Raw genomic sequence first — 25,810 nt, 5'->3', positions numbered from 1 at the left:
GGTCAAATACGCTTGATCCGCTGGCCTCGTCATGGGATCTTGACGTCAGATGGTAGGCCACTTGGGGAATGTCGGGTCATATGTGATCCGGGGCGAGGCGAGGCCGTCTTTCCCGGGTCTGGGGGTCGAGGCAATGACGTTCACTTGGGGGTTGATTCTCGCGGACGTACGCGGCTTTATCGCCCCGGCTTGGTGGCTTGGCGTCTTTCCCGGCCTCGCCATCGTTCTGGTGGTTCTGTCGATCAATTTCATCGGCGACTGGCTGCGCGACGGGATTGACGTCCGCGAAAGTCTCTGACCCCACCCCACCCCCTGCAAGGAGCAAGAAGACATGCAATTTCCCGCAACATCGCCCTATGGGTCACGCCGATCCGCCGTGATGGCCGACAACGTGGTGTCCACGTCCCAGCCGCTTGCGGCCGAGGCTGGCCTGCGCATGCTGCACCGGGGCGGCAACGCGGTCGACGCGGCGCTGGCTGCCGCCATCGCCCTTACCGTGGTCGAACCGACGGGCAACGGCCTTGGCTCGGACGCCTTCGCGATCGTCTGGGACGGGGCTGATCTGCACGGCCTCAACGCATCGGGCCGGTCCCCGGCGGGATGGACGCCCGAACGCTTTGCAGGACGGGCCGCGATGCCCGAACGCGGCTGGGAGTCGGTCACCGTGCCGGGCGCCGTCGGTGGCTGGGTTGCCCTGTCGGAAAGGTTCGGCAAGCTGCCCTTCGCCACTCTGTTCGAGCCCGCCATCGCGCTGGCAGAGACGGGCTTTGCCCTGTCTCCGGTGATCGCGACACTCTGGGCGCGCGGTGCCGATGTGCTGCACGATCAGCCCGGTTTTGCCGATCACTTCATGCCCGGTGGCCGCGTGCCAAGGGCCGGCGAGCGGGTGCGCAACCCCGATCTGGCCGCAAGCCTGCGCGCGATCGCCGAAACGAAAGGCGATGCGTTCTACCACGGCGCCCTGGCTTCGCGGATCGTCGAGGACGCGGCCCGGCACGGCGCGGTACTGACGCTGGATGACATGGCGGCGAACGCGCCGGACTGGTGCGGAACCGTCTCGGCCGCCTTCGACGATGTCGAATTGCACGAGATCCCGCCGAACGGCCAGGGCATTGCCGCGTGCATGGCACTGGGCATGCTGTCGCATACGGGTGTGCGCGACCTCGGCCCTGACGACCCGAAGGCCATCCACCTGATGATCGAGGCGATGAAACTGGCGCTTGCCGACGCCGAGGCCTACGTCGCCGATTCCGACGCGATGACCGGCACGCGCGCCGAGGATCTTCTCGACCCCGGATATCTCAAGACGCGGGCGGCGCTGATCGACCCGGACCACGCGGCCGACCACGGGTCCGGCGCCCCTCGGCAAGGGGGGACCGTCTACCTCACGGCCGCCGATGCGTCCGGCATGATGGTGTCGTTCATCCAGTCGAACTACAGCGGCTTCGGTTCGGGTGTCGTCGTGCCCGGCACCGGCATCCATATGCAGAACCGGGGCTTCGGTTTCACGCTGGCAGAGGGGCATCCCAACCAGGTCGGTCCGGGCAAACGGCCCTTTCATACCATCATCCCCGGTTTCCTGATGCGCGGCGATGCCCCGCTGATGTCGTTCGGGGTGATGGGCGGCCCGATGCAGGCCCAGGGGCACCTTCAGATGACCCTGCGTACCCAGCTCTGGGGTCAGGATGTCCAGACCGCCGCCGACGCACCGCGCTGGCGCGTGGTCGAGGGCATGGAGATCGCCTGCGAAACGGCCCTGCCCGAAAGCACCGTCGCGGCCCTGCGGGGGTTCGGCCACTCGATCAGCCTCGAGGCACCCGATGCTGCCTTCGGCTTTGGCGGCGCGCAACTGGTGCACCGGTTGGATGGCGGCGGCTACGCGGCCGGATCGGACCCGAGAAAGGATGGTCAGGCCGTCGGCTTCTGACCGGCGCGCGCCGCGCCTCAGGCCCCTGCCCGGCAGGTGGCCAGCAGATCATCCAGAAAGGCGGTACAGACCGGGCTAACGCTGCGGTCTTGCCGCAGGATCACGCCGACCTCGCGCTGCGCCGCGGGATCGGCCAGCGGCAACGCCACCAGATCCGGCCTCAGCGACACCGTGGCAAGCCGGGGCAACAGGGTTACCCCGGCCCCCGCGCGGACAAGGGCGAGCAGGGAAATCACGTTGCGCGCCTTGAGCGCCGATGCGGCAATCAGCGCGCGATAGGCCTCGGCATCAATGGCCTGTGCGGCGTCATTGGCGATGATGCGTTCCCCGTCGAGATCGCGCCAGCCAAGCGGGCCGCCCCGCTGTGCCAGCGGATGGTCCTTTGGGCAGACGACCCGGAAGGGATCACGAAAAAGCGGCGCAAAGCTCAGACCCGAATCGGCGGCGGTCGGCCCCGCGACGCCAAGCTCGACCGTTCCGTCGGCGACCAGCGAATGCACAGTGCGGCTGTCGGTATCCACAAGCTCGATCATGACACCGGGGCGCGAATCCAGAAACTGTGCCAGAAGCCCGGGCAAGAGCTCTGCGGCGACCGATGGAACGGAGGCCAACTGCAACCGCCCCTGACGTCCCGTCGCAAGGGCCTCTATCCGATCCACTGCGCGGTCGTGCTCGCGCAGCAGTTCCTGCGCGATCCCCAGGATTTCCTCGCCAAGGGCGGTCAACCGGTTCTTGCGATCGTTCTGGAACAGCGGCGCACCAAGATCCCGTTCCAGCTGGCTGAGCGTCATTGACACCGCCGAAGGCGTTCGGAACAGGCGCGCACCCGCATCGCGGATGTTCCCGTATTCCGCGACACGCGCGAAGGTGCGCAGGGCCGAGACATTGATCATGGCTCTAAATTACAGAAAATCTGAAATGAGTCTAAGATTATTTTGATTGAACTGATGTCGATCCCTCCGCAAACTTGCTGCTGATTGTGACAGGGGACGACGGATTGGCAGCAGGGCATTACAGTCTCGACGAAATCGAACGCATTGCGCACGAAACGCTTGTGCGGGCGGGCGCCGCGCCCCGGCAGGCGGCCCCGGTTGCGCGGTCAACCCGGCTTGCAGAACGCGACGGGATCAGAAGCCACGGGCTGATGTACATCCCGGTTTATGCAGAGCATCTGCGCTGCGGCAAGGTTCTGGGTGACGCCGCGCCCGAGATCACCCACCCGCGTCCGGGCGTCATCCGGGTCGATGCCGCATATGGCTTTGCCCATGCCGCCATCGATGCGGGCTGGCCCGATTTCACAAGGGCCGCGCGCAAACAGGGCGTGGCGGCGATGGTTTTGCATCGCTCCTACAATTGCGGCGTCCTTGGACATCACGCCGAGCGGCTGGCCGAGGACGGGCTGCTGGGCCTGTGCTTCACCAACGCGCCCGCCAGCATCGCCCCCACGGGCGGCAAGCGCCCGGTGATCGGGACCAACCCGTTTGCACTGGCGGTGCCGGATGGCGCGGGGCGCGCGCTGCTGGTGATCGACCAATCCGCAAGCGCCGTCGCCAAGTCAGAGATCATGCTGCGCGCCCGCCAGGGTGAGAAGATCGACCCCGACTGGGCGCTCGACGCCGAGGGCAACCCGACCGAGGATGCCGAGGCCGCGCTCGCCGGCTCCATGCGCCCCGCGGGCGGGCAAAAGGGGTTTGGCGCAGGGCTGATGGTCGAGATCTTCGCCGCCGCCCTCTCCGGGGCCAATCTCGGCCTCGATGCCAGCCCGTTTTCGGGGCCCAAGGGCGGGCCGCCGGGCACCGGGCAATTCTTCCTCGCGATGGACCCGGCGGCCTTTTCGGGCAATGCCTTCGGGCCAGCCATGGCCCGGCTTGCCGACAGCATCACGGACCAGGAGGGCACTCGCCTGCCCGGCGCACGGCGCGCCACGAACCGCGCGCGGATCGAGGCCGAGGGCGTCGAGGTGCCACAAGAACTGCTGGACCGGATCGCGGCAGCCTGAGCCACGGATAGAAAAAGGACGATCATGACCGACGAGACCCGAAATTTCATCGCAGGCGACTGGCAGGCCGGGGCGACCACCGCGGAAAACCGCAACCCGTCGGACCTGTCGGACGTGATCGGCCACTACGCACAGGCCGACGCGGCGCAGCTTGACGCGGCCCTGTCGGCGGCGCGAGACGCACAAGCGGCGTGGGGCGCGACCGGCCCGCAAAAGCGTCACGACGTTCTGATGGCCATCGGCACGGAACTGATGTCGCGCGCCACCGAGATCGGCACGATGATCGCCCGCGAGGAGGGCAAGCCGCTGGCCGAGGGCAAGGGCGAGACCTTTCGCGCCGGGCAGTTCTTCACCTATTTCGCCGCCGAGGCGCTGCGCCAGCTGGGCGACACCGCCGACAGCGTGCGCCCGGATATCGAGATCGACGTGCGCCGCGAACCGGTGGGCGTGGTGGCGATCATCAGCCCGTGGAACTTTCCCATCGCCACGCCCGCCTGGAAGATCGCGCCCGCCTTGGCCTTCGGCAACGCGGTGATCTGGAAACCGGCCAACCAGACCCCTGCAAGCGCCGTCGCCCTGACCGAGATCATAGCAAAGCAGGACCTGCCGCCGGGTCTTTTCAACCTCGTGATGGGGCCGGGCCGCGAGGTCGGGCAGCGCCTTGTCGAAAGCCCGGCAGTCGACGCAATCAGCTTTACCGGATCCGTGCCGGTGGGGCGCGGCATCGCGGCGGCGGCGATCGCCAACATGACCAAGATCCAGATGGAGATGGGCTCGAAGAACCCGATGGTGATCTGCGACGACTGCGATCTCGACCTCGCGGTCGCGCACGCCGTGGGCGCGGCCTTCGGCGGGACGGGGCAGAAATGCACCGCGGCCTCGCGGCTGATCGTGCAGGAGGGCATCCACGACGCCTTTGTCGAGAAACTGGTCGCGGCCACAAAGGCGCTGAAGGTGGGTCATGCGCTGGAGGCCGGCACGCAGATCGGCCCGGTCGTCAGCGACGGGCAACTCGCCGGCAATCTCGACTATATCCGCATCGGGCAGGACGAGGGCGCGGAACTGCTTTGCGGCGGCGACCGGCTGGAGCGTGCGACCGAAGGCTACTACATGGCGCCCGCCGTCTTCGCCGGCACCACCAATACCATGCGGATCAACCGCGAGGAGATGTTCGCGCCCATCACCTGCATCCTGAGGGCCGGCAGCTATGACGAGGCGCTGCACATGGCCAACGACACCGAGTTTGGCCTGACGGCGGGGATCATGACCCGCTCGCTCGCCCGCGCCACGCATTTCCGCCGCAACGCGAAGGCGGGCTGCGTGATGGTCAACCTGCCCACGGCCGGCACCGATTACCACGTCCCCTTCGGCGGGCGCGGCGCGTCGAGCTATGGCCCGCGTGAGCAGGGCCGCTATGCCGAGGAATTCTACACCACGGTCAAGACCGCCTATATCCATTCGGGGACGCCTGCATGACGGCACCGCGCATCGACGGGCTGCAATACGCCAACTGGTCGGAAAAGGTCTTCCGCCAGATGCGCGAGGGCGGTGTCGATGCGGTGCATGCCACGATCACCTATCACGAGAATTTCCGCGAGACGGTCCTGAATATCGAAGCGTGGAACCGCTGGTTCGAGCGGTATCCCGAGCTGATCTTTCAGGGCTTTACCGCCGAAGACATCGCGCTGGCACAGGAAACGGGGCGCACCGCGATCTTCTTCGGCGCGCAGAACCCGTCCTGCATGGAGGACGATATCGGCCTTGTCGAGGTGCTGCACCGGCTGGGGCTGCGCTTCATGCAGCTCACCTACAACAACCAGTCGCTGCTGGCGACGGGCTGTTACGAGGCCGAAGATACCGGCCTCACCCGCATGGGCCGCGAGGTGGTGACGGAAATGAACCGCGTCGGGATGGTGGTGGACATGAGCCATTCCTCCGAGCGCTCGACGCTGGAGGCGATCGAGCATTCCACGCGCCCCATCGCCATCACCCACGCCAACCCCGCAGGCTGGCACCCTGCCCGGCGCAACAAGTCCGACCGCGTACTCGACGCGCTGGCACAAAGTGGCGGGATGCTGGGCTTTTCGCTCTATCCCCACCACCTCAGGGGCGGCGGCGACTGTACGCTTGGCGATTTCTGCGACGCCGTCGCCCGCACCGTCGAGCGCATGGGGCCCGGCCGCGTCGGCATCGGGTCCGATCTATGTCAGGACCATCCCGACAGCGTCGTGGACTGGATGCGCGCGGGCCGCTGGACAAAGCGCGTGGATTACGGCGAGGGCAGCGCGGACAATCCCGGCTTTCCGCCGATGCCCGACTGGTTCCGCGACAATCGCGATTTCGGGCGGATCGAGGCGGGGCTTCGCGCCGCCGGACTGTCCGACACGGAGGTCGCCGGCGTCATGGGAGAGAACTGGCGCGCCTTCTTCGACCGGAGCTTCGGCCCCGTTTCCTGATACGGACCCACCCGCGAGGGGCGGCGTCAGATCGCCCCCGCCATGACCAACGGAGAGATCCAATGACGGACATTCCAGCCGGCCCCGGAAAGCGCGCGAGCGGACTAGACGGGATCAACCTCCCGATCTTCATCCTGACCGGGGGATTCATCGCCGCGGTCTGTATCCTCGCCCTTGTCAGCCTCGAAACCCTGTCGGCCATCGTGGATGTCTCTTTTGCCTGGGCGGCGCGGTTCTTTGGCCTTTATTGGCAAATTCTACTGCTCGCGACCTTCTTCATCGGGCTGCTGATCGCGGTGCTGCCGGGGGGCAAGGCGATCATGGGCGGCCTCGACAAGCCGGAATTCACAGTCTTTCAATGGGGGTCGATGGTGATGTGCACCCTGCTGGCCGGTGGCGGTGTCTTCTGGGCGGCGGGCGAGCCGATGGCGCATTTCGTCTCCGTGCCCCCGCTCTTCGAGGGGGTGGAGGCGAACACCGCCGAGGCCGTGCCTTACGCCCTCGCGCAATCCTACCTGCACTGGGGTTTTCTCGCCTGGGCGATCCTCGGAAGCCTGACCACCGTGATGCTGATGCATTACCACTACGAGAAGGGGCTGCCGCTCGCGCCGCGCACGCTGCTCTACCCGGTTTTCGGTGACCGCGCGATCAGCGGGCCCATCGGGTACATCGCCGACTCGGCCTGCATCATCGCGGTGGTCGCCGGTACGGTGGGCCCCATCGGCTTTCTCGGGCTGCAGGTCAGCTACGGGCTCGAGGCGCTGTTCGGCATTCCCGATGTCCTGGCCACGCAGGCAGCCGTCATCGCCGTGTTGACCTGCATCTACCTGATTTCGGCGATCACCGGCGTGAACAAGGGGATCCAGCTTCTTAGCCGGATCAACATGATCCTCGGCGGCGTCCTGCTGGTCTTCATCCTCGTGGCAGGGCCGACATATTTCCTGTTTTCCAGTTTCTTTTCTGGTCTCGGCACGCATCTGGCGAACTTCTTTTCGCTGGCGCTGTATCGCGGCGAGGCAGAGATTTTCGGACCGGCGGGCTGGCTTGGCTGGTGGACGGTGTTCTTCTGGGGGTGGTTCCTGGGTTACGGCCCGCTGATGGCGATCTTCATCTCGCGCGTCAGCCGCGGCCGCTCGATCCGGTCCATCGTGATCATGCTGTCGATCGTGGCGCCGCTGGTGACGATGGGGTGGTTCACCATCGTCGGCGGCACCGGGCTGGGGCTGGAGCTGGCCAATCCCGGCACCGTCTCGACGGCGTTCGAAGGGTTCAACCTGCCCGCCGCCCTGCTGGCGGTGACGCAGGCGATGCCGATGGGCTTCATCGTCTCGCTGCTGTTCCTGTTGCTGACGACCATCTTCGTCGCCACCACGGGCGATTCGATGACCTATTCGCTGTCAGTGTCGATGTCGCACGGGACCAACCCGTCGACGGCGGTGCGGGTCTTCTGGGGTCTGGCCATGGGCGCGATGGCGATCATCCTGATCTCGGTCGGCTCGGGCGGGATCGGCAAGCTACAAAGCTTCATCGTGGTCACGGCGGCGCCGGTATCGCTGATCCTGCTGCCCTCGCTGTGGGACGCGGTGCGGATCACGCTCGAAAAGGGTCGGGCCTGAGACAAGGAGACGGCGATGAGCGCAGATAACGAACCGGCACCCAGCGACGTGGCGGCATTCCGCCGCGATCCGGCAGAGGTCATGCGCCTTGCGCGGATGGGGTCCAGTCACCCGACGCGGCTGTCCTTCCTGCGCCAGCTCGTGCGCCGGATCACCGCCGAGGGCTGGCGCTTCGACCGGCCCGTCTGGGATATCGACGCGACCGGCGTGGGCCGCGCGGTCTACCGCATGACGGGGCCGGACGGCAGCCTGAGCCTTGTGGCCTTCGCCCATGATCTGCCGCCCGAGCAACGCTCTGACCGGGTGATCGCAACCGCGTGGGACGCGACATTCGCGCTGTACGACGGCACGCCAGACGCGGCCGATCTCGACCGGCTTGCCGCCAATGTCCCGTTGCAGGAAGCGGGCCGGGTGACCCCGCGCGAGCTGTCGCTCAGCCGGGCGAACCGATCGGTGCGGCTGTTCGACCACGTGGTTGCGCGGCTGGCAGCAGGACAGCAGCCGAACGCGCAGATGGTGCGCGAAACCGCCTATCTCATGCGGACCACCGCCGTTTACGGCGCAGGCAAGTTCGGGGCGGCCGACCGCGCGATGATTGCCGGACGCCCCGCGCTCAGCGCACCGTTTCAGGCCGAAATGCTGTCGGTCTGGCTGATCCGCGCCTTCACCGTCGATCTGGTCGAACATCTGGCGCAGGCACGCGGCGGCGAGGTGGCGGTACGGCTCGACACGGAGCTGCGGCGCGATCTGGGCGTCGGCAATTCGACCGGGCTTGGCATGGCACCGTTCCTGGTGCGCCATCCCGTGCTGCTCAACAACTGGGTGATGGTGCGCGAAGAGGCGTTGGCCCGCGTGCGCGCGCAGGATCATGCCGCCGACAAGGCGATCGCGGGATTTCGCACGGCGCTTGCGGCGGCGGTGCGGAACGCCGACGACTGGCAAAGCGCGCACCCGATCCAGGCCGCCCGGCTGGACGAGCTGCGCACGGGTCTGGCCCGGATCGAGACCCATGTCGCGCAGGACTGGGACACAGACACCGCCCACCCGTGGGACGCGCTGTGGCTATGGGGGCAGGCGAATGTACCGTTGGAGGCCCAGGAGGCGCTGCTTGCCGCGATGCTGGAGCCGCATGGCGATCTGATCGACGATCTCGGCTGCCGCATGCAGGCCGACGAGGCGACGCAATTCGGCATCGACGGGACCATGCGCATTGCCGATCTGCGCGCATTGCTGCAACACAGCTACGGCTGGGCGATCGGGATCGATTACGACATCCCCGAGCATTGCGCACGCTTCTGGTACATCTCCGAGGAAAAGCTGGAGCCGCGCCTCGGCGAGCGCTTCGAAGAGGATGGCGCGGCGCGCGAGCTGCCCCTCGATACGGGGCGGCGCGCGGCGGATCTATGGACCGCCCTGCAGGACGAGGCCGGAGACGCCCCCGTGGCGCGTTTCCTGCTCGCGCATCCCGAACACCGCCTCATGGTGCGCCGCGCGCAAATCGCCGCGCGCCACCCATTCGCGGAAATCCGTGACAACCTCATCGACGCGCAGATGCTGCCCATCGACCTGTTGCGTTGCAAGCTGGCCTTTTTCGGGGCGACGCGGTTCGACCCGCGCTCTGACCGCTGGGTGCGGATCAGCCTGTTTCAGGGCGCCCCGTACCCCGATGACCCCGACTGTCAGACCGCACCGTAACAATGTCGCCGACGGACCCCCACGACACGCCCCCAGACGCCCCCCCGGACGACCGCGTCCGGCTGTCGTTATCAGAGATCAACGCCCTGTGCTTCAGGGCGGCGCGCGGCGCGGGCCTGGAGTGGGGCGAGGCCGAAGAGGCAGGGTGGGCCGCATCATGGTTGTCGGGCCACGGATTGTCGGGGCCGTCGATCATTCTGGCCTGGCTGGACGCGGCGCCCGCGCTGGCACGCCCCTGCCCCGCGCCGGGCCATTGGGCGGCCGCGTCGGGCCCGCACTGCCCGCTGCGCTGCGGTATCGCCCTGGCCGATTTCGCGGGTCTGGCAGAGGGTCCGGGGGCGCACGCCCTGACCCTCGAAAAGGTCGCGCACCCGTTGATCGTCCTGCCCTTCGTCGCACGGGCCACCACGCGCGTCGGCGCGTCTCTTCGTGTGCAAGGGCTACAGCACGCGATCGTGCTGAGCGCGGCCGATATGACGACGCGCGGCGACCTGACCGGGATCAACGACTCTGCGACAGCCGACCTCGCGATTACGGCCGTGGCCGCCCCGCAGGATGCGACCGATGCCCAGGCGCCCACCGTGCCGATCCGCGGCATCACACGTGCCGATTGGCGGGCGCTCGACGGCCTGGCACTGCGGATGACCGTGCCGTCCTCGGACCAATCCCGTGCCGGGGCGGGCGCCGCAGGCTCCGACAACGATTGAACGACCCTCAAACGACCCTAAACTGTTCCTTTATCCAACCGGGAGAACAACCATGAAGAAACTGACACTTGCCCTGACCTTCGGCGCGCTGACCGCGCCAGCGATCGCCCATGCCGAATGCGGCGAAGTCTCCGTCGCCGAGATGAACTGGGCCTCGGGCCAGATCATCACCAACATCACCGCGTTCCTGATGGAACAGGGCTATGGCTGCGACGTGAAGATCGTGCAGTCGGCCACCACCACCGCGATCACCTCGCTGGCCGAGAACAACGAGCCCGACATCGTGCCCGAGCTTTGGGTGAACTCGGCACAGGCCTATTTCCGCCTGGAAGAGGAAGGCAAGGTGCGCAAGGCCGCCGACGTCTTCGCCGAGGGCGGCAGCGAGAACTGGTGGGTGCCGTCCTATCTCGTCGAGGAGCACCCAGAGCTTGCCACGATCGAGGGGGTCCTCGCCAACCCCGAGCTTGTCGGCGGCCGCTTCCACAATTGCCCCGACGGCTGGGGCTGCCGGATCGCCAACGACAACCTTGTTCAGGCCTTCGAGTTCGAGGAACATGGGATGGACGTGTTCAATCACGGCTCTGGCGAGACACTGCCCGCGTCCATGGCATCGGCCTATGAGAATCGCGAGCCGTGGTTCGGCTATTACTGGGGGCCGACCGCCGTACTGGGCCGCTACGACATGGTCGCGGTGGACATGGGACCATATGACGCGGATATCCACGCGTGCAATCAGACGCAGGATTGCGAGAACCCTCGCAAATCCTCATACCCCGCGGCCCCTGTCCTGACCGTGGTCACCACCGATTTCGCAGAGCGCAATCCGGACATATTCGAGCTGGTCAGCAACATCTCGTTCGGCACGCAAGAGCTGAGCAATCTTCTGGCCTGGCAGAAGGACAACGCAGCATCGGCTGAAGAGGCTGCGGTGCATTTCCTGACCACCAATACCGACACCTGGAGCGGCTGGGTGAACGATGCGGCGACCGAACGCCTGAGCGGCCTCATCGAGTGAGCCTGTAATGATCCGGGGCCGCGCCACGCGCGCGGCCCCAACCCGCCACGGGATGACACGGGCGTCTTGCGCGGACCTGCACGCGGCTGCCCCGACCCGGATGACCGGTAAAGGCCGGTGTGTTCCCTTGCCGACCACGATGCCGTCATGGCCGATGTGCCGACGCGCCCGCCCGATCGCGGACGGCGGCCGCGCCGCTGGACATACCGTGGCGTCCCCCAAGACAGCACATGATCGTTGCGCGGCGGCGTGACAGGCGCATTGCGTTGCGCGCGCAGGCACTCACGCGTGCCACCTTGCCGACACACCCCGCAGCCAAACGGGGCGTGCCGCCGCAGGGCGTGATCCGGCTCAGACGGCCGGCGCTGACAGAACGATCTTTTCCGGGTAATCGATCTCGATCACGGGCTTTGTGGCGAAGGCCGCTTCGGTCTGCGCCAGACGGTCAAGCGGATCGAAGTCGCGCAAGGGGCCGAAGTCATAGGCCGTCATCGCCTCGAGGTCGCGGACGCGCACCTGAAAGGTCTTGTACGCGCTGTATTCGAACCCTTCGGTCGCCTCGGTCAGACCGTCATCCAGCAGCATGTCCTGAACAAGCTGCCCCTGGCTGAGCAGGTAGGCCGTGGCATTCAGGCGGATCACCTCGTCAGGGCCGGTCGAAAGCATCGTGAGCACTTTCCAGAAATGCATCGGTAGCGGCGCCCCCGTATCGCCCAGTTCCTTGTCCTCGGACGTGTAAACCGGGCCGGTGAAGACATTGGCGCGGAACCCGTGCGTTCGTGCGTTTTCCAGCACATACGCCTCAAGGCCCAGCCACCGTGCCCAGGACCGATTCAGCCCGCGATGCTGGGGCGCGGCGTTGGTGTAATGATAACTGTCGAGATTGGCGCGCGCGGCCTCTTCCTCGTTGCCCCAGTTGGTGGCGTACCTGCGAACCATGTGGCCCCGGTCAATGTCGGCATGCCCGTAATCCTCCTTGTCGAGCTGGATCTCGCGCGGGATGCGCAGGTCGTGAAACCACGTGGAATTGTGCCGTTTGATCGGCCGGAACTGCCCGCCGTCAAGGTTGAACGCCGTGACTGCCGGCCCCTTGTTGAGCGCTGAGAAAAGCACGCTGAAATGCTGGTAGCGCAGCTCGTGCGGGCGTGCCGGCGTGGCATCGGACGGCGTGGCAAGCCCGAGCGCGTCAGGCAGGACCGGCAGCGGCACGCGGGCCGCGCGCAGGAACTCGGGGTCATAGCCGCGGCGGCCCGCGAAATGGGCGGCATCATGGGTCTTGTCGGCGGCCTCGGACGCGCCGCTGGCATGGGCCGCGACCACCATGGCGGGCGCATTGCCCGCCAGCAACGCCTTGAGGGTCGAGACGCGCACGGCCGAATTCGTTTCACGGTAGGCGCCGGCGAAATGCAGCCCGACCACTGACTTGCGTTCGAGCGACAAGAGCGGCGACCCGGAGTTGCCGCCAAGCGTTGTGCAGTCGTGGCTGAGGATGTCGCCGGTGGCGATAAGCTTGCCGGGCGCAAAGCGTTTGACGTCGTAGAGACCCTTGAAATAGCGTTCCATGTGGACATGCGCGTTGCGCGTGTCATAGGCGGGATAGCCCACGGTCGCGACGATTTCGCCGTCATGGCCGTCGCTGTCGGCCAGCGGCAGCTGCGTGATGTGATCCATGCCCTCGGGCTTGTCGATCTCGCCGATGGCCACGTCGGCCGAGATGTCGTCGGCAAGATATGTGAACCGGTGGATGGTGAAGACGTCCGCCGGATCAGGGTCGGAGCCGGCTTCTTCGCCAAAGTCTATCTGCGCGCCATATTTGACGTTGCCTGGCCCGTAGGCATAGACGGCATCACCGCGAAAGGTGCGTTGCGCGACGATTTTCGCCACATGGCGGTTGGTGACGATGCGCAGCCTGTCGCCCCTGTCCTCGATCACCCAGCCGGTCCCGCCCCAGCCCCGCGAGTGATTGAGAAACTCGATCCGCCCGACCGAGGGGATGTATTTCTCGACCGCGGTGATATTGCCCGAGATGGTCCCGTCAAAGAATGCCGCGAGGGTCTCCTTGCCGCGGACCCGTCCGTTCTCGACGATGAGCGGCGGACGCCGGATGATCTCGATGATCGCTTCCATTCGGACCGGAGACTCGCCACGGGTCTGAAGCTGATGCGGCGGGGTTTCGACCATCGCCCGAAACGTGTCCAACGTCAGGCCCAGCTCGTCCAGCAGGGGGTTGCCCTGCTGTGCCGAGGTCAGCACGGCATCAAGCGTGCCGTCCTGTGCGAATGTACCGAGACGGGCGATGCTTTCCTGGGTACGGCTGTCGGTCATGGCTGTATTCCTTTCACTGGACTATGCATCCGGGGGCGCAAAAGCGCGGCTTGGGGGAAGGCGGTGCGCGGCCATGACGGCCAGAGGCGCGGCGACGATCGCGGTGATGCCGGCGTCGTGAAGGCGGATCAGCGCCACCCGCATCGCCTCGTGCAGATCGGCCTCGGCGGGCAGCGCTGCACAAATCTCTGCATACCGGGCGCCAAAGCGCTTTCGGAGATGTTGCGCGGCGACGCTGCCGACATGTGTGGGGCCCGACCAGAAGAACAGTTGCGCGCGGGCGGCTGCGACCGGATCGTCTGACCAGAAAAGCCGCCAGGCGCGCTCATGGGTGATGCGATCTGGCGGGCGGCGCGTGATCCAGTCCTCGGGACGGTTGCGCCCAAGGCACCAGTCGCCAGCCACCGTGCGCCGCCAGCGTTCCAGGGCATTGGCCAGCATCGGAAGATCGGCCACGGGATTGAACAGCGTGAACCCTTCGATCCATTCCGCGGCAAGACCCATCCCGTTGAAGGCCCGGCCAAGATCGCGCGATGTTGCGAACCGCCGTGGCAGGGACTCTTCGATGTTGCGCAGGGTCGGGGCGTAGTGCGGTGCTGCGGCGCGCGGCAAGTCGTGGGCATTGTCGAGGAACGTGGCAAGCGCCCCGCGCGCCGGCCGCGCCAGAAGGACCGACAGGACAGCGGCATAGGGGTTGAGGATCGCAAACTCGCGCGAGCGATCGGCGGGGTCGATGCCGCCGCCTCGCGGGTGATGAACCGGCTCCGAGACAAGACCCTGCCGACGGCGCAGACCATCGGTCACGTGATGCAGCCGGTCCTCGGCCTCGCGATCATGGCCGCCGTTATGGGCCAGCAGGCCAAGCGCGGTCTGCATCTGTCGCGGCGGCAGGTCCGCTGTCGGCACCGCAGACAGCAGCGCGAAATCCAGCGCGCCGCCCTCCAGCCCGATCCGCGTCGACTCTGCCCGCGCGATGAGAACACGCGCACGGAAATCCGCATCACGCAGGCGGCGGACCAGCGCATCGAAACGGAACTCGGCCGTCATGTCGAGAAGCACCCGCCCATGAAGAAGCGGATCCGTTTCCATCTCGGTTTCCAGCAGGCCACCGGGTTGCAGATCAAACAGTTTGCGGGCCGACGACCAGCGCCCGGTCAGCCACAGATGCGCCATAACAAGGCGGCCTGTTCGGGCCGTCACAGGCAGCCAGCCCTGCACGGCGTTTTGAACCACGTATTCGGCCTCGCGCAGGTCGCCACGCCTGAGCGTGAGGTCGAGATCCTCCAGCGCGCGCGGATCGGGCTCGGAAGCATCATCGGGCCGGATATCGGCGATATCCACCGTGTCCCGGCGTGTATCGAACCGGATGAACTTTCCCCCCGAAGTCTCTGTTCTTATTTCTTTACCGGTGGCACTGGCGGGGGCCGCGACCGGCGCGGTCGGATGGTCTCCTGCGCGCCCGAAATCCGACCGGACACCTTGCGCGCGACGCAGCGCGGCGCGGGCCGCTTCGGGCAATTCGTCCACAAGGACGGGCAAGAAACGCTGTGCGAGATCGGCGGGAATGTCGGGTATCGGGTCGCCCGCGCGGACCAGTTGCAATCGATGATAAAGCGCCTCGAAGGGTTTGTCCCGGTCTTGGAACCATGCGACGGCGCGCCGGTTGATCGCCGCCGTCGTCTCCGGGGCGGCATCGTAGATCAGCGGTAGGACAGCGCGCCGCACGTCCGCGCGGTGGCGCAGCGCCCCGGTCTCACCGGCCTCGGCCACCAGCCAGTGCTGATCGCGCAGGGCCTCGAAGACACGGCTAAGGTCGGGCTCGGCGATGTCCGGGGCCACGACGGGGGCGACGACATGCTTGAGGGTGGCGAAATCGAGCTCGGCAAGGATCAGGCCCTCGGTCGCCAATGCGCGCTGCTCCTGTGGCACGCGCGACAGGATCGCACGGTAGAGATACCCGGCGACCACGTTCGCCGCCTCATCGGTCGGGATGTCGGCGTCGTCGAAGCCGTCCTGCGTGACGGCCCGGGCCGCCAGCCGGAGCAAAAGCGGATTGCCCCCGGCGAGCCGGCTGATCCTTGGCCAGTGATCGGGCGGCACCTTGTATGCGTCGAGCAGCTTGCGCACCGCCGGTTCTTCGAGACCGACCAGATGAAGCGGCGCGCCCAGGATCCGGTCTGCGGCGGGCGCCATCGCATCGCCCCTGCCCGCGGCGATGATGGCGATGCGCGCGGTGCCGGCCATCGCCAGACGGTCGAGACGCTCGAACAGCAACGGGATCCGTGTCTCCCCCTCCGAGCGGAGGACCTCAAGCGTGTCGAGCACGATGAGCAGCAGCTTGCCGGCCGCGTTTATGCTCTGCGCGATGGCCTCGAGCAGCCGCACAAGCGGCGGATGACCGGGCGCGTCGGTTTCGGCCGTGGTCGATTTGCGCGTCACGGCGACGGCATCCTGCGTGGCCGCAAGCCGCAGGTCGCGAAGCGCCGCAGCACAGCCGGGAAGGCTGTCGCCCACCTGCCGGGAAATTTCGTCGAACAGTCCTTGCGCATCGCGCACATCGAGACCGGAGCGGTCGAAATCCAGCCGCACGATGACGGGACGCTCGTTCAGCCGGGCCAGTTGCAGCGCCCGTTCCAGCAGGTGCGATTTGCCGATCCCGGCGATGCCGGAAATGAAGATCGCCTGCAAGGGACGCGCGGATTGCGGATTGGCAAGGGCATCAGCCACACGCCCCAGTTCCGCCTCGCGGCCGACGAAATCATCACCGACGATGGTTTCCGTGCGCCTTTCGGCGGTCAGCCGGTTGAGCATGCCGCGCAGGGCCGGAACATGATCCGCACCGGGCGCGTCCGGGCCGGCGCGATCCAGGGTGCCGGTGATGAAGGCCAGATCACCCCGCACGTCGTTCAGCCGGACCATCCGGTCGAGACTGGCGAGGGCAAAGACCCCGCGCCCGAGGCGGGCATCGGCGACCGGTGTGTCAAAGCCTGCAACGATCTCGGCCCGCGCGGGATCGAACCGATCCGCGGACAGCATTTGATGGCGCGCGGCGGGACGTATCGTCCAGCCCTCGGCACCAGTCATGACGGCCGAGGCATCGACGCAGTCAGAGCGCAGCAGGGCCAGCACGCGGGCGACGACCTGGATATCGCGCGGCATCTCGCCGTTGGCCCAGCAAACCGCCTCGGCCGGCACAAAGCTGTCATGCAGCGCCGCGTAGAGCCGGGCACGGTCGTAAAGGTGTTCCAGATCGGGATCGAGCGTCATCACGACGGACGGCCCCCCCAGACGCGGACCTGCTCTCGCAGGGCTGTCGCGACCATGCCCGCGACCGCATCCGAATAGACCCCGGCGGTCGAGCCGAGACCGTCAAGTGCGCGCCTGACAGCAAGATCGATCACGTCCTTCGTCCAGCCGAGGCCGAGACTGTCGGACATCGCCGCAACGGTCTGGTAGACATCCTCGCGCGTGAACTCGCCGATATGCTCGACAAGCAACCCCGGCTGACCCTGATCGCGGGCCTCTCGGATCGTGGCGTAAAGCCGGGTGCGCAGGGTGAAGGTTTCAAAGCCGGACAGGATCAGGCGCAGGTGGCGACGGGTCAGGATTTCCGAGACGAGATGCTCCATCTGCACCTGCGCCTCGTGCGACAAGCCCGAAGGCGGGTTGTCGAAATAGATCCAGTGGGTCACGCCCGATGCCGCGGCCGTGTCATCAAGCCGGGTGGCAAGCGTGACCGCGCGATCGCGCGCCGAGGCCGCGAGGCTGGTTTCGTCGGGTCGCACCCCGGCCGTGGCCAGAAGCGGCCGATCAGGCCCGAAAAGCCGCGCGTTGATCTCGGACAGCAGGTCGTCACTGACCAGATCGGTCGATACCCGGTGGATCTGGTCGTCGCTGTCATAGGCATCCAGATAGGCCCGCAGCATCGCATGGCCGAATGAAAGACCCGTGGGCGGCAGGGTGGAGTCGATCCGCCTGACCCAGATCCCGCGCAGATCGGGCGCCTTGTTCTCGATCATGGCGGCAAGCGCGTCGAAATAGGTGTTGCGCCCGATGATGAAATGTCCTTCGGGGCTTTCATCGGTCGACCAAAGGTACTCGGGCGGGCGATCGGCGCTGATCTGGGCCGTGAACTCGGCATTGTCGGCGTAGCGTTCGAAGGGAACGATTCGTCCGCCATTGCCCGCGATCCGTCCGGCCTGATGATGGCCGAGATAGCGAAACTCACCCGAAAACCCTGCGCCACCCGACGAGCCCCCCTCGGTCGGCGCGCAATGGGGCAGGTACATCGCATCCGCGGACGAGCGCCGGTACGCCGATTGCGTATAGCCGATATGCTGACCGGCCGGGAAATGCAGCAGCCACAGCCGCCGCGTGCCGGTCCGGGGGGGCGCGGTGCCGTCGAATTCGAAATGTCCGAACTTGTGTGCGCGTCCGATCGGTTTGAACAGCCGCAACAGCGCGACATCGCTATGGGTCCGGTAGGCGCTGCGCGGCGCGCGCTGCCCCGCGAGTTCGCGCGCGTGCGGGGGCGACAGAAAGACGGGCCACGCCGCGTAATCCTCGCCGTTGATGTCGGTGACGACGATCGACACGGTGGCCCCGCCCGCAGCCCCGGGCGTCAGGCTTTGCGGGTCTTGCAGGCCATCCGCGATCACATGCGCCGCCGTGAGCACGAGCCGGCGCCCGACAAGGATGCCGCTGCCCCTGTCGGCAGGCCGGTGGCCGTCGGCGACCCGGATGCGGATCCGGCAGCGCCGGGCATCGGCGATCGAGGAAAACTCGGCCAACTTCGCCGGATCGACATGCGGGTCGGCGACGGCACGGGCATCGATGACATCATCCACCGCGAACCCGTCCACCGGCAGCAGTTTCGGCGCGCGGTTGCGCAGCACCGAAATGAACTCTCCGGTCAGGTTGTCGCGCTCCAACGTCTGCGACAGCATTTCCGCCAGCGTGATCTGGTTGTCACTGGCGATCATTTCGAGGATATCGAGGGTCATCTGCCATGCCCGCCCGGCATAGATGTCGGCCATGACCGCCTCCAGCAATGCACGATGATCCCGCAAGAGCGGGGCCAGCGTGTTTGAAAACAGCGGCGCGGCGGGCATCCCGGCGGTCTACGGGCGGCGCAGCGCGGCACGCAATGCGGGCTTGGACATAAGCCGTTCGGCCAGGCCCGCGCTTGCGGCATCGATCCCGCCAAAGGTTTCGGTCTCGGTGGTCAGGGCCGCGCGTTCCCTGGCCTGGGCACGGTGGCTCAGCCAGATGAGTTCGCCGGCATAGTCCGCCAGATCGGGGTCGAGTTCGGCCGCCGCATCAGCATCATGGCCGGCAAGATGCGATTGCAGGACCGAAAGGGTGGGCGACGACCCTGTGGGGCCCGGCAGGGCGGGTGCCGGGGCCTCGGCCCCGGTCGGCAGGGGACAGGCCAGCAGGCGGTCCACCTCGATAAGGCCGGCACCGAACGCATCCGCACCGCCCCAGACCGGCGGTCTGGTGATCCCTTGGGTAAGACAGTGGACGAACATGGCCTGCACCGTGGTTCCGGCCTGTGCCGCTTTCTGGCGGAGTGCTGCGCGGCCGCCATGACGGGCGACCCACAGCGCGGCCGCACCCGCCGTCAGCGACGTGGCAAGCGTGGTCCCCTGCGCCGGGCGAATGCCGTGATCGGGGTCGGTGGCCTTGTTCTTGGCCGCGCCCCAGACGTTCACGCCGAAATTCGCGATGGTCACCTCCGGGCCCGCACCGGTCTTGGCCCAAGGGGTCACATCCGGGTTCAGCGCGGCCACCGCCGTGCAGAGACCCTGCGCCGCGTAGGCGGCCGGAAAGACGACGCGCGGCCAGCAGTTGCCGGCGGCGCAGACCACGACGAGACCGCGATCGACCGCGATGCGCAGCGCGCGTTCGGTCGAGGCCACGCGCGTCGGCCCGCCAAGGGCCATGGCGATCACGTCCGCGCCCTCGTTGATGGCATGGGCGATGGCGGGCGCTATGGTGGCCTGGGTGAAATTGATGACGGACTTTATCGCGCGGATGGGCAGTATCATGGCCTCGGGCGCCGCGCCGGTAATGCCGCCGCCCGAGGTGACATCGCCGTTCTGGTCAACGGTGCCGCGCGAGGCGATCACGGAACAGACCAGCGTGCCGTGACCGGGATGCTTGAGAATGCCGGTGGAAAACCGATCCGAGGCGTCAGAGCCGCCCTCGACGAAATTGCGCTGCCCCTGCTGGCGGATCGCGCCGGTCAGTTCCTGATGGGTGGAATGGCCGGTGTCGATCACCGCGACCGTACTGCCCGCCCCCCGCGTCTGGCCCCAGGCCGCAAGCGTGCCGATGCGCGGGTGCACCCAGCCCCATGGCAAGGTGTCATCACGTGCGGTCGAGCAGGCCCCGAACACGCTTTCGGCATCGTCGCCCCCGACGGCCGCTGCACCGATGAGGCTGTCGGCAAGAACCGGATTGACCTCGTCCGCTTCGGCGACCGGGCGCAGCGCGCGGGCAAGGTCGAACGCCACGGCTTCCTGACCCTGGGCGGTGACGCCGGAGAAGCGCACGAAATGATATCGGTCCGGACCATCCTCGAAGACCGGCGTCACGGTGATGTCGGACGTGGCAAGCGCGTCCCCAAGGCGGGCGGCAAGGGTTTCGGGGGCAAGCGGATCGGCGAAGACGAATTCTATGACGAGCGCATCCTCGTTGGGAATCGGCACGCCCTGGTCAAGCTGGGCATATAGCTCTTCAATCATGATGGCCTCCTGCAGGATGGGACTTCAAGGAGCAAAAATTGCAAAGCCTGAACCGTCTGCGCAGACGAAACCGACGTCATGGCAGCGCATTGGCAGAATTATCCTTACGCAACGTCAACTTAAGAGGAAATCGTCACACACGCACGCTCGTGAATTTCAGATTAGCATAAAATGATGGAATCATGATATAAAATTAAGAGGCTCGCGCGGATCTAGGGAGGATGGTGCGCGAACCGGCAACGGTCACCTGCCACATTTCGGCAGTGTTGACATCTATTTGCAAAAGGGAGGCTGTCATGGCCGATAATGTCATTCGCAACGAATATGGTGAAGTCGTCTTTTTCGGGTATTCCACATCCCGTGAAAGCGCGTCCGCCATCCCCGGCGGAACCGCCCAGCAGGTCGCAAACCAGTTCATCCGCGACCACAGGTCCGAAATGGCCCTTGGCGAGATGCAACTGGAAAACGACATGATGACGGGCGAAGAGGCGCCCATGACGACCGGGCCGGTCGTCGCGTTCGAATCCGAGCGCGACATCAGCGGAACCAAGGTCGTCGTCTACAAGCAAAAGGCAATGGGCCTCGACGTCTTCGACGCCCGGCTTGGCGTGCAGATCGACGGCGCGTCGATGAGCGTGGCCTCGATGCAGTCGTCGGCCCATGCCCGGATCGAGGTGATGAATCCCGACCAGATCGCCGAGCCGGGTCTGCGCAAGGTGCCCAAGAGCCGCTTCAAGGACATGCTGGGCTTCAGCCTGCCGAAGATCGACGGCGGACGGATCGAACGCCAGGTGATCTACCGCTACGAACCCGACCATCGCGAAGAGCAGCACGACCACGAACAGGGCGGCTGCCTGACACCCGGCGACGTGCATGTGCCGCATCTGCCGGACACCACCATCAAGGGGCTGGCAAAGGGACAGCACTGGGTCTGTGACGAGATCCTGTTCCAGGCCGCGAGAAGCGCCGACGAGGCGCCCGTCAACTGGCGCATGCTCGTCGAACCCAAAAGCGGCGACGTGTTGTACATCCGGGCGCTTGTCGCCTGCGCGACAGGTCTCGTGTTCGAACGGGACCCGCAGACGCAGGGCAATGCGACCGCCACCGGGGCGTCCAGCAACGCGGTCCTGAACCCGCTGCGGTCGTCGGTCACGCTGCACGGGCTGACACCGGGGCGTCCGCAGGAGCTCAGCGGGGAATTCGTCGAGATCGCCGAAACCTCGAACCCGGTCGTGGCCGCGCCGACCGAGGCTGGACCGGCAAGCGCCTTCAACTACGACGCACGCACCGACGATTTCTCGGCAGTGAACGCCTATTATCATTGCGACAACATGTTCCGCACGATGCAGGACTACGGGTTCAACGTCACGAGCTACTTCGACGGCACGTCCTTTCCCGTGCCCGTCGATCACCGGGCCCTGGGCAATTCGGTCAATGCGCAGGCCCCCGGCAACGGATCGGGCGACGGGCTTGGCGAATTGCGCTTTGCCCTCCTGCAGTCGGGCCAGCCGGTCGGCATGGCCACCTCGAACCGGGTGGCCTGGCACGAATTCGGTCACGCGCTTTTGTGGGATAATGTCGGCAGCCCGAATTTCGGCTTTGCCCATTCGGCCGGCGATGCCCTTGCCGCGATCCTGAACGATCCGGTCACGCAAGAACCCGACCGATTTGACACGTTCCCGTGGGTGCAGGAGGCCACGCCCATCGGACGGCGGCACGACCGGACGCCCGCCGGCGGATGGGCCTGGTTCGGGCCAAGCTGGAACACGCAATATGGCGGCGAACAGGTGCTGAGTTCCACGCTCTTCCGCTTCTACCGCGCGATCGGGGGCGACTCGTCATGGCAGCCGACGCGAACCCGCGCCGCGGAAACAAGTGCCTACCTGATCTTCAAGGGCATCGGGGCGATGACGTCGACCACCCAGATCCCCGAGGTCTTCGTGCAGGCGCTGCAAACCGCGGACCAGACCACGACACCGCCCGACTTCAAGGGCATTCCCGGCGGCGCGTTGCACAAGGTCATCCGCTGGGCCTTTGAAAAGCAGGGCCTGTTCCAGCCGGGGGCGGCCCCCGGTCAGGGCAACAACGTGATGACAGAGGGCAACCCGCCCGATGTCGATGTCTATATCGATGACGGGCGGAACGGCGAATACGAGTATCAGCGCAACCACTGGTCATGTCAGGACATGTGGGTGCGGCGCTCCGCCGATGGCGGTCTGTCGCATCAGGACCCGATCGTGAACCAGACCAATTACATGTATGTCCGGGTCAGGAACCGCGGTACGCAAACCGCGCATGGCGTCAGCGTTGATGCGTATCACTGTCTGCCCGGCTCGGGACTGTCCTTTCCCGATGACTGGACGCCGATGGCGACCGCCACACTGCCGGCAGGCGGGCCGATCGCATCGGGCGGCAGCACGATCGTGGGGCCTTTCTCCTTCGTACCGACCGAGGTCGGCCACGAATGCCTGCTGGCGATCGCCAGCGCCGAAGGCGACGCCGGCAACGACACCACGATTACCGGGACCATCCCCGAACATCGCTTCGTGCCGTTCGACAACAATATCGGCCAACGCAACGTGAACCCGGTCTATCCCAGCCTGAAATGGATCCTGCGGCGGTTCCGCGAGCATCTCATCATCATACGCAACCCGTTTCGCAAGGTCACGGTCGCTCAGATCGAGATCGACCTGCCCCGCTTCATGCGCAAGCTTGGCTGGGAGTTGAAGATCGCATCGCAAGGCCGTGGCAAGTTCGAAATGGGCCCGCGGGAACAGCGCAAGGTGATCCTGCAGATCGAACCGGGCGAAGAGATCCGGCCGGAACACGTCAAGCGGGCCATCGCCGAGGGCGACAACGAGATCACCATCCGCACCCTGATGGACGGAGAGTTGATCGGCGGCATGAGCTATCCGCTGACCTTCGACGCCGATACTGGCGACACGCCACGCAAGGACGATCCGAGGGACCCGCGCAAGGACTGGCCGATCGATCCCATCGATCCGCGCAGGGATCCACCGATCGGTGACGACGATCCGATCATCATGCGCCGTCCGACCATCGAGGAGATCCTGCGCATCCTCCGCGAACGCCGGGCCAAACGGATCGTCATCGACTTCGACGACGACACCGCCTGAGCACTGCGGGCGACGGCGGCGCGACCGCCGTCGCCCGTCATTGAACGATCCGGCAGGCCGCGTGCCGGACAGGAGACCACCGGCGGATCGGGGAGAAATGCGATGGCGAAGCGGATAACCCGCGCGGTGGTGTTGCTCGACCAGGCGAGCGGCGCCCTGCGCATGGACGATGACGAGGTTGTGGGGCTGGATTTCCGCCCCGACATGGAACAGGCCGCGCAGGCGGCAGGAATAGAGATTATCGTGGGTGTGCCGGGGGGCGACGCCCTGCAAGGCATGGCCGATTTCTCGGACTTTGCCGGGTCTTTCCGGATCCTGCCACTGCCCGAACTGCACTACCTGTCGCCCGACGGCGTCCGGGGGCTGACCGCGCTGTCAGGGGACGAGGCCGCGACGGCCCTTGTCACCGGTGATCGCAGGATGCGGGGCGAGGCGCGCGCAGCGGGCATGGTGCCCGCGCCGCATGCCGCGCTTTTGCCGATGCTCGCGGCGGGCGACGACATTCGCGCGGCGCGGGTGGTCGGCCCGAAGGGCGCCCTGGAGCAGCTTCAGGCACGCGGCGGCGTCGTGCCGATGCAGTTCCAACCGGTGCCGGGTGACGCACAGGGCTGGGCCCTGATCGGGCTGTTCACCGAGGACGCGCTGATTTCGGCCGTCCTGACGCGCCTGTCGCTGACCCCGCTCGACTATGACGCCCTGACCGACGATCTGGTCTGGGCGCGGATCGACAACGCCTCGAACGAGGTGCGCGAGGCGTTGCGCGGGCGTCGGATACTTTACGCCGAACCGGGGCAGGTCCTTCTGGCACTGGGTCCGGACGAGGATGCACAGGCGTTGCATATCCATGGCGGTCATGGCCATGCCGAAGTGCTGACGCCCGATCCCGGCCTGATGCGGGGGCCGCTCCCTGCGGGCGAGATGCCGGCGGATCTGCCGGTCATCGCCGATCAGGGGCGAATCCTCGAACAGGTCGAACGGCGCCCCCTTGACGTGCGCATCTGGCGCTGGATCCGGCCCTCCTGTGACGAGGTGACGGCACATTACAAGAGCGACCTTGCCCGCTACACCGGCACGGCACCGCTGGATGCCGCGGGACCGATCGAGTCGCGCCATTCCGCGCATCCCGACAACAAGCGCGCCGAGGCGCAGCTGCTGGCGGATCTGCGGGGCATGGGCTACTGCGCCTATCGCCACGATTTCACCCATGCGGGCGCGACGCATTCCAACATCATCGCCGATCTGCCCGGACAGGGCCATCTGCGGATTCGGCCCGAGATCCTCAAACGCTACAGGCGCATCCTGCGCCAGCCGGTGATCGACCGTCGCACGCTGCCGCTGGACCGGGATATCGGCCCCCTGCCCGACGCCGGATCGCTGGCCGCATTGCCCGACCCGATCCTGCGCAGGAAGATCGAAGAGATCCTTGTGCTGCGGCCCTGGTATCCATGGTGGAAGCTTTTGTGCCCGGTGCCGGGCATCGGGGCGGACCTCGTCATCGCCGGGGCGCATATGGACAGCACCGCCGGCTTCGACCACGGGTATTCGGCCGCGCATGACGCGGCGCCGGGTTGTGACGACAATGCCTCGGGCACGGCGGCCATCCTGTCGCTGGCGCGCTATTTTGCAGGCTGGCGCGGACGGCTGACCCATACGATCCGCTTTTGTTTCTTCAATGCCGAGGAATCGGGTCTGGTTGGCTCAAAGGCCTATGCCAGCCACCTCAAGGCCATGGGCGCCCCGGTGCGGGCCGTCTATTGTCTGGACATGATCGGGCACAATTCGGATGCCAACCGGCTGTTTGAACTGCATGCCGGCTACACCGATCCGGCGGTGCGGAACCTGTCGGACCCGTTGGCGCAAGAGGTCGCCGCGGCCGCGTCGGCATATGGTGCGCTTGCCCCCGCACAGATCTACCGCGGCACCGGCTATGGCGGCGCACCGGACCGCGACATCTACGACGGTGCGATCAACCGCTCGGACCACGCGGCGTTTCACCAGCAGGGCTGGGGCGCGGTGCTGGGCAGCGAGGACTTCTTCGTGAACCTCGCCACCGAACCGGGGGCCGATCCCAACCCCGATTATCACCGCCAGAGCGACCAGACGATCGATCTGGCCTATGCCCGCGACATAACCTGCGCCTTCGCCAAGGCGATCAAGGACAAGGCACTGTAATATCCGGGGACC

The 25,810-nt window shown here is 66.5% G+C and carries 16 protein-coding genes; 11 read left to right on the top strand and 5 right to left on the bottom strand.

The window, feature by feature from the left end; translation table 11 throughout:
- Positions 1 to 133: 133 nt before the first annotated feature.
- Both ACROSR_RS11255 and ACROSR_RS11250 read left to right on the top strand, forming a co-directional pair.
- Positions 134 to 298, top strand: a complete 165-nt coding sequence (locus ACROSR_RS11255) for a hypothetical protein (RefSeq protein WP_432685052.1) — start codon at positions 134 to 136, stop codon at positions 296 to 298.
- Between the two features lie 33 nt (positions 299 to 331).
- Positions 332 to 1,927 carry a gamma-glutamyltransferase family protein gene (locus ACROSR_RS11250; protein ID WP_432685050.1) on the top strand — a complete coding sequence of 532 codons (1,596 nt, stop codon included), beginning with the start codon at positions 332 to 334 and terminating at the stop codon, positions 1,925 to 1,927.
- Positions 1,928 to 1,944: 17 nt separating this feature from the next.
- On the opposite strand, the gene ACROSR_RS11245 is transcribed toward ACROSR_RS11250, so the two are convergent.
- Positions 1,945 to 2,820, bottom strand: coding sequence for a LysR family transcriptional regulator (locus ACROSR_RS11245; protein ID WP_432685048.1), 876 nt, complete (start codon positions 2,818 to 2,820; stop codon positions 1,945 to 1,947).
- A gap of 74 nt (positions 2,821 to 2,894) precedes the next feature.
- Here ACROSR_RS11245 and ACROSR_RS11240 point away from each other — a divergent pair, with 74 nt between their 5' ends.
- From ACROSR_RS11240 to ACROSR_RS11210, 7 genes are all read left to right on the top strand, one after another.
- Positions 2,895 to 3,926: an Ldh family oxidoreductase gene (locus ACROSR_RS11240; RefSeq protein ID WP_432685046.1), complete on the top strand. Its 1,032-nt coding sequence runs from the start codon at positions 2,895 to 2,897 to the stop codon at positions 3,924 to 3,926.
- A 24-nt stretch (positions 3,927 to 3,950) separates the two neighbouring features.
- Positions 3,951 to 5,402: an aldehyde dehydrogenase family protein gene (locus tag ACROSR_RS11235; protein WP_432685044.1), complete on the top strand. Its 1,452-nt coding sequence runs from the start codon at positions 3,951 to 3,953 to the stop codon at positions 5,400 to 5,402.
- The gene (locus tag ACROSR_RS11230) at positions 5,399 to 6,382 is read left to right on the top strand and encodes a membrane dipeptidase (protein WP_432685042.1); all 984 of its coding nucleotides are present in this window, start codon (positions 5,399 to 5,401) and stop codon (positions 6,380 to 6,382) included. The genes ACROSR_RS11235 and ACROSR_RS11230 overlap by 4 nt, the downstream gene beginning before the upstream one ends.
- Positions 6,383 to 6,444: 62 nt before the next feature.
- Positions 6,445 to 7,998: a BCCT family transporter gene (locus tag ACROSR_RS11225; protein WP_432685040.1), complete on the top strand. Its 1,554-nt coding sequence runs from the start codon at positions 6,445 to 6,447 to the stop codon at positions 7,996 to 7,998.
- A 15-nt stretch (positions 7,999 to 8,013) separates the two neighbouring features.
- Positions 8,014 to 9,693 carry a hypothetical protein gene (locus ACROSR_RS11220; RefSeq protein WP_432685038.1) on the top strand — a complete coding sequence of 560 codons (1,680 nt, stop codon included), beginning with the start codon at positions 8,014 to 8,016 and terminating at the stop codon, positions 9,691 to 9,693.
- Positions 9,694 to 9,695: 2 nt separating this feature from the next.
- Complete coding sequence (locus tag ACROSR_RS11215; protein ID WP_432685036.1) at positions 9,696 to 10,400, top strand: DUF3726 domain-containing protein; 705 nt, start codon at positions 9,696 to 9,698, stop codon at positions 10,398 to 10,400.
- Positions 10,401 to 10,452: 52 nt separating this feature from the next.
- Positions 10,453 to 11,415, top strand: coding sequence for an ABC transporter substrate-binding protein (locus ACROSR_RS11210; protein ID WP_432685034.1), 963 nt, complete (start codon positions 10,453 to 10,455; stop codon positions 11,413 to 11,415).
- Between the two features lie 351 nt (positions 11,416 to 11,766).
- On the opposite strand, the gene ACROSR_RS11205 is transcribed toward ACROSR_RS11210, so the two are convergent.
- From ACROSR_RS11205 to ACROSR_RS11190, 4 genes are read right to left on the bottom strand one after another with little or no spacing between them, the layout of a single operon-like run.
- A complete protein-coding gene (locus ACROSR_RS11205) occupies positions 11,767 to 13,740 on the bottom strand; it encodes a DNA/RNA non-specific endonuclease (RefSeq protein ID WP_432685032.1) in 1,974 nt (657 codons plus the stop codon).
- Positions 13,741 to 13,761: 21 nt separating this feature from the next.
- Positions 13,762 to 17,007: an AAA family ATPase gene (locus tag ACROSR_RS11200; RefSeq protein ID WP_432685030.1), complete on the bottom strand. Its 3,246-nt coding sequence runs from the start codon at positions 17,005 to 17,007 to the stop codon at positions 13,762 to 13,764.
- Complete coding sequence (locus tag ACROSR_RS11195; RefSeq protein ID WP_432685028.1) at positions 17,007 to 18,851, bottom strand: trypsin-like serine peptidase; 1,845 nt, start codon at positions 18,849 to 18,851, stop codon at positions 17,007 to 17,009. Before ACROSR_RS11195 ends, ACROSR_RS11200 begins: the two co-directional genes overlap by 1 nt.
- A gap of 9 nt (positions 18,852 to 18,860) precedes the next feature.
- On the bottom strand, positions 18,861 to 20,489 hold the full coding sequence (locus ACROSR_RS11190; protein WP_432685026.1) for a S8 family peptidase: 1,629 nt from the start codon (positions 20,487 to 20,489) through the stop codon (positions 18,861 to 18,863).
- A 296-nt stretch (positions 20,490 to 20,785) separates the two neighbouring features.
- On the opposite strand from ACROSR_RS11190, the gene ACROSR_RS11185 reads away from it, so the two are divergent.
- Complete coding sequence (locus tag ACROSR_RS11185) at positions 20,786 to 23,626, top strand: hypothetical protein (protein ID WP_432685024.1); 2,841 nt, start codon at positions 20,786 to 20,788, stop codon at positions 23,624 to 23,626.
- A 102-nt stretch (positions 23,627 to 23,728) separates the two neighbouring features.
- Complete coding sequence (locus ACROSR_RS11180) at positions 23,729 to 25,798, top strand: M28 family metallopeptidase (protein WP_432685022.1); 2,070 nt, start codon at positions 23,729 to 23,731, stop codon at positions 25,796 to 25,798.
- The last annotated feature ends 12 nt before the right edge of the window (positions 25,799 to 25,810 follow it).

Source organism: Roseovarius tibetensis (assembly GCF_050896375.1).
GTDB classification, from domain to species: Bacteria; Pseudomonadota; Alphaproteobacteria; order Rhodobacterales; family Rhodobacteraceae; genus Roseovarius; species Roseovarius tibetensis.
Note: the sequence above shows the minus strand (reverse complement) of the source record. Positions and strands in the feature narration are given on the sequence as shown.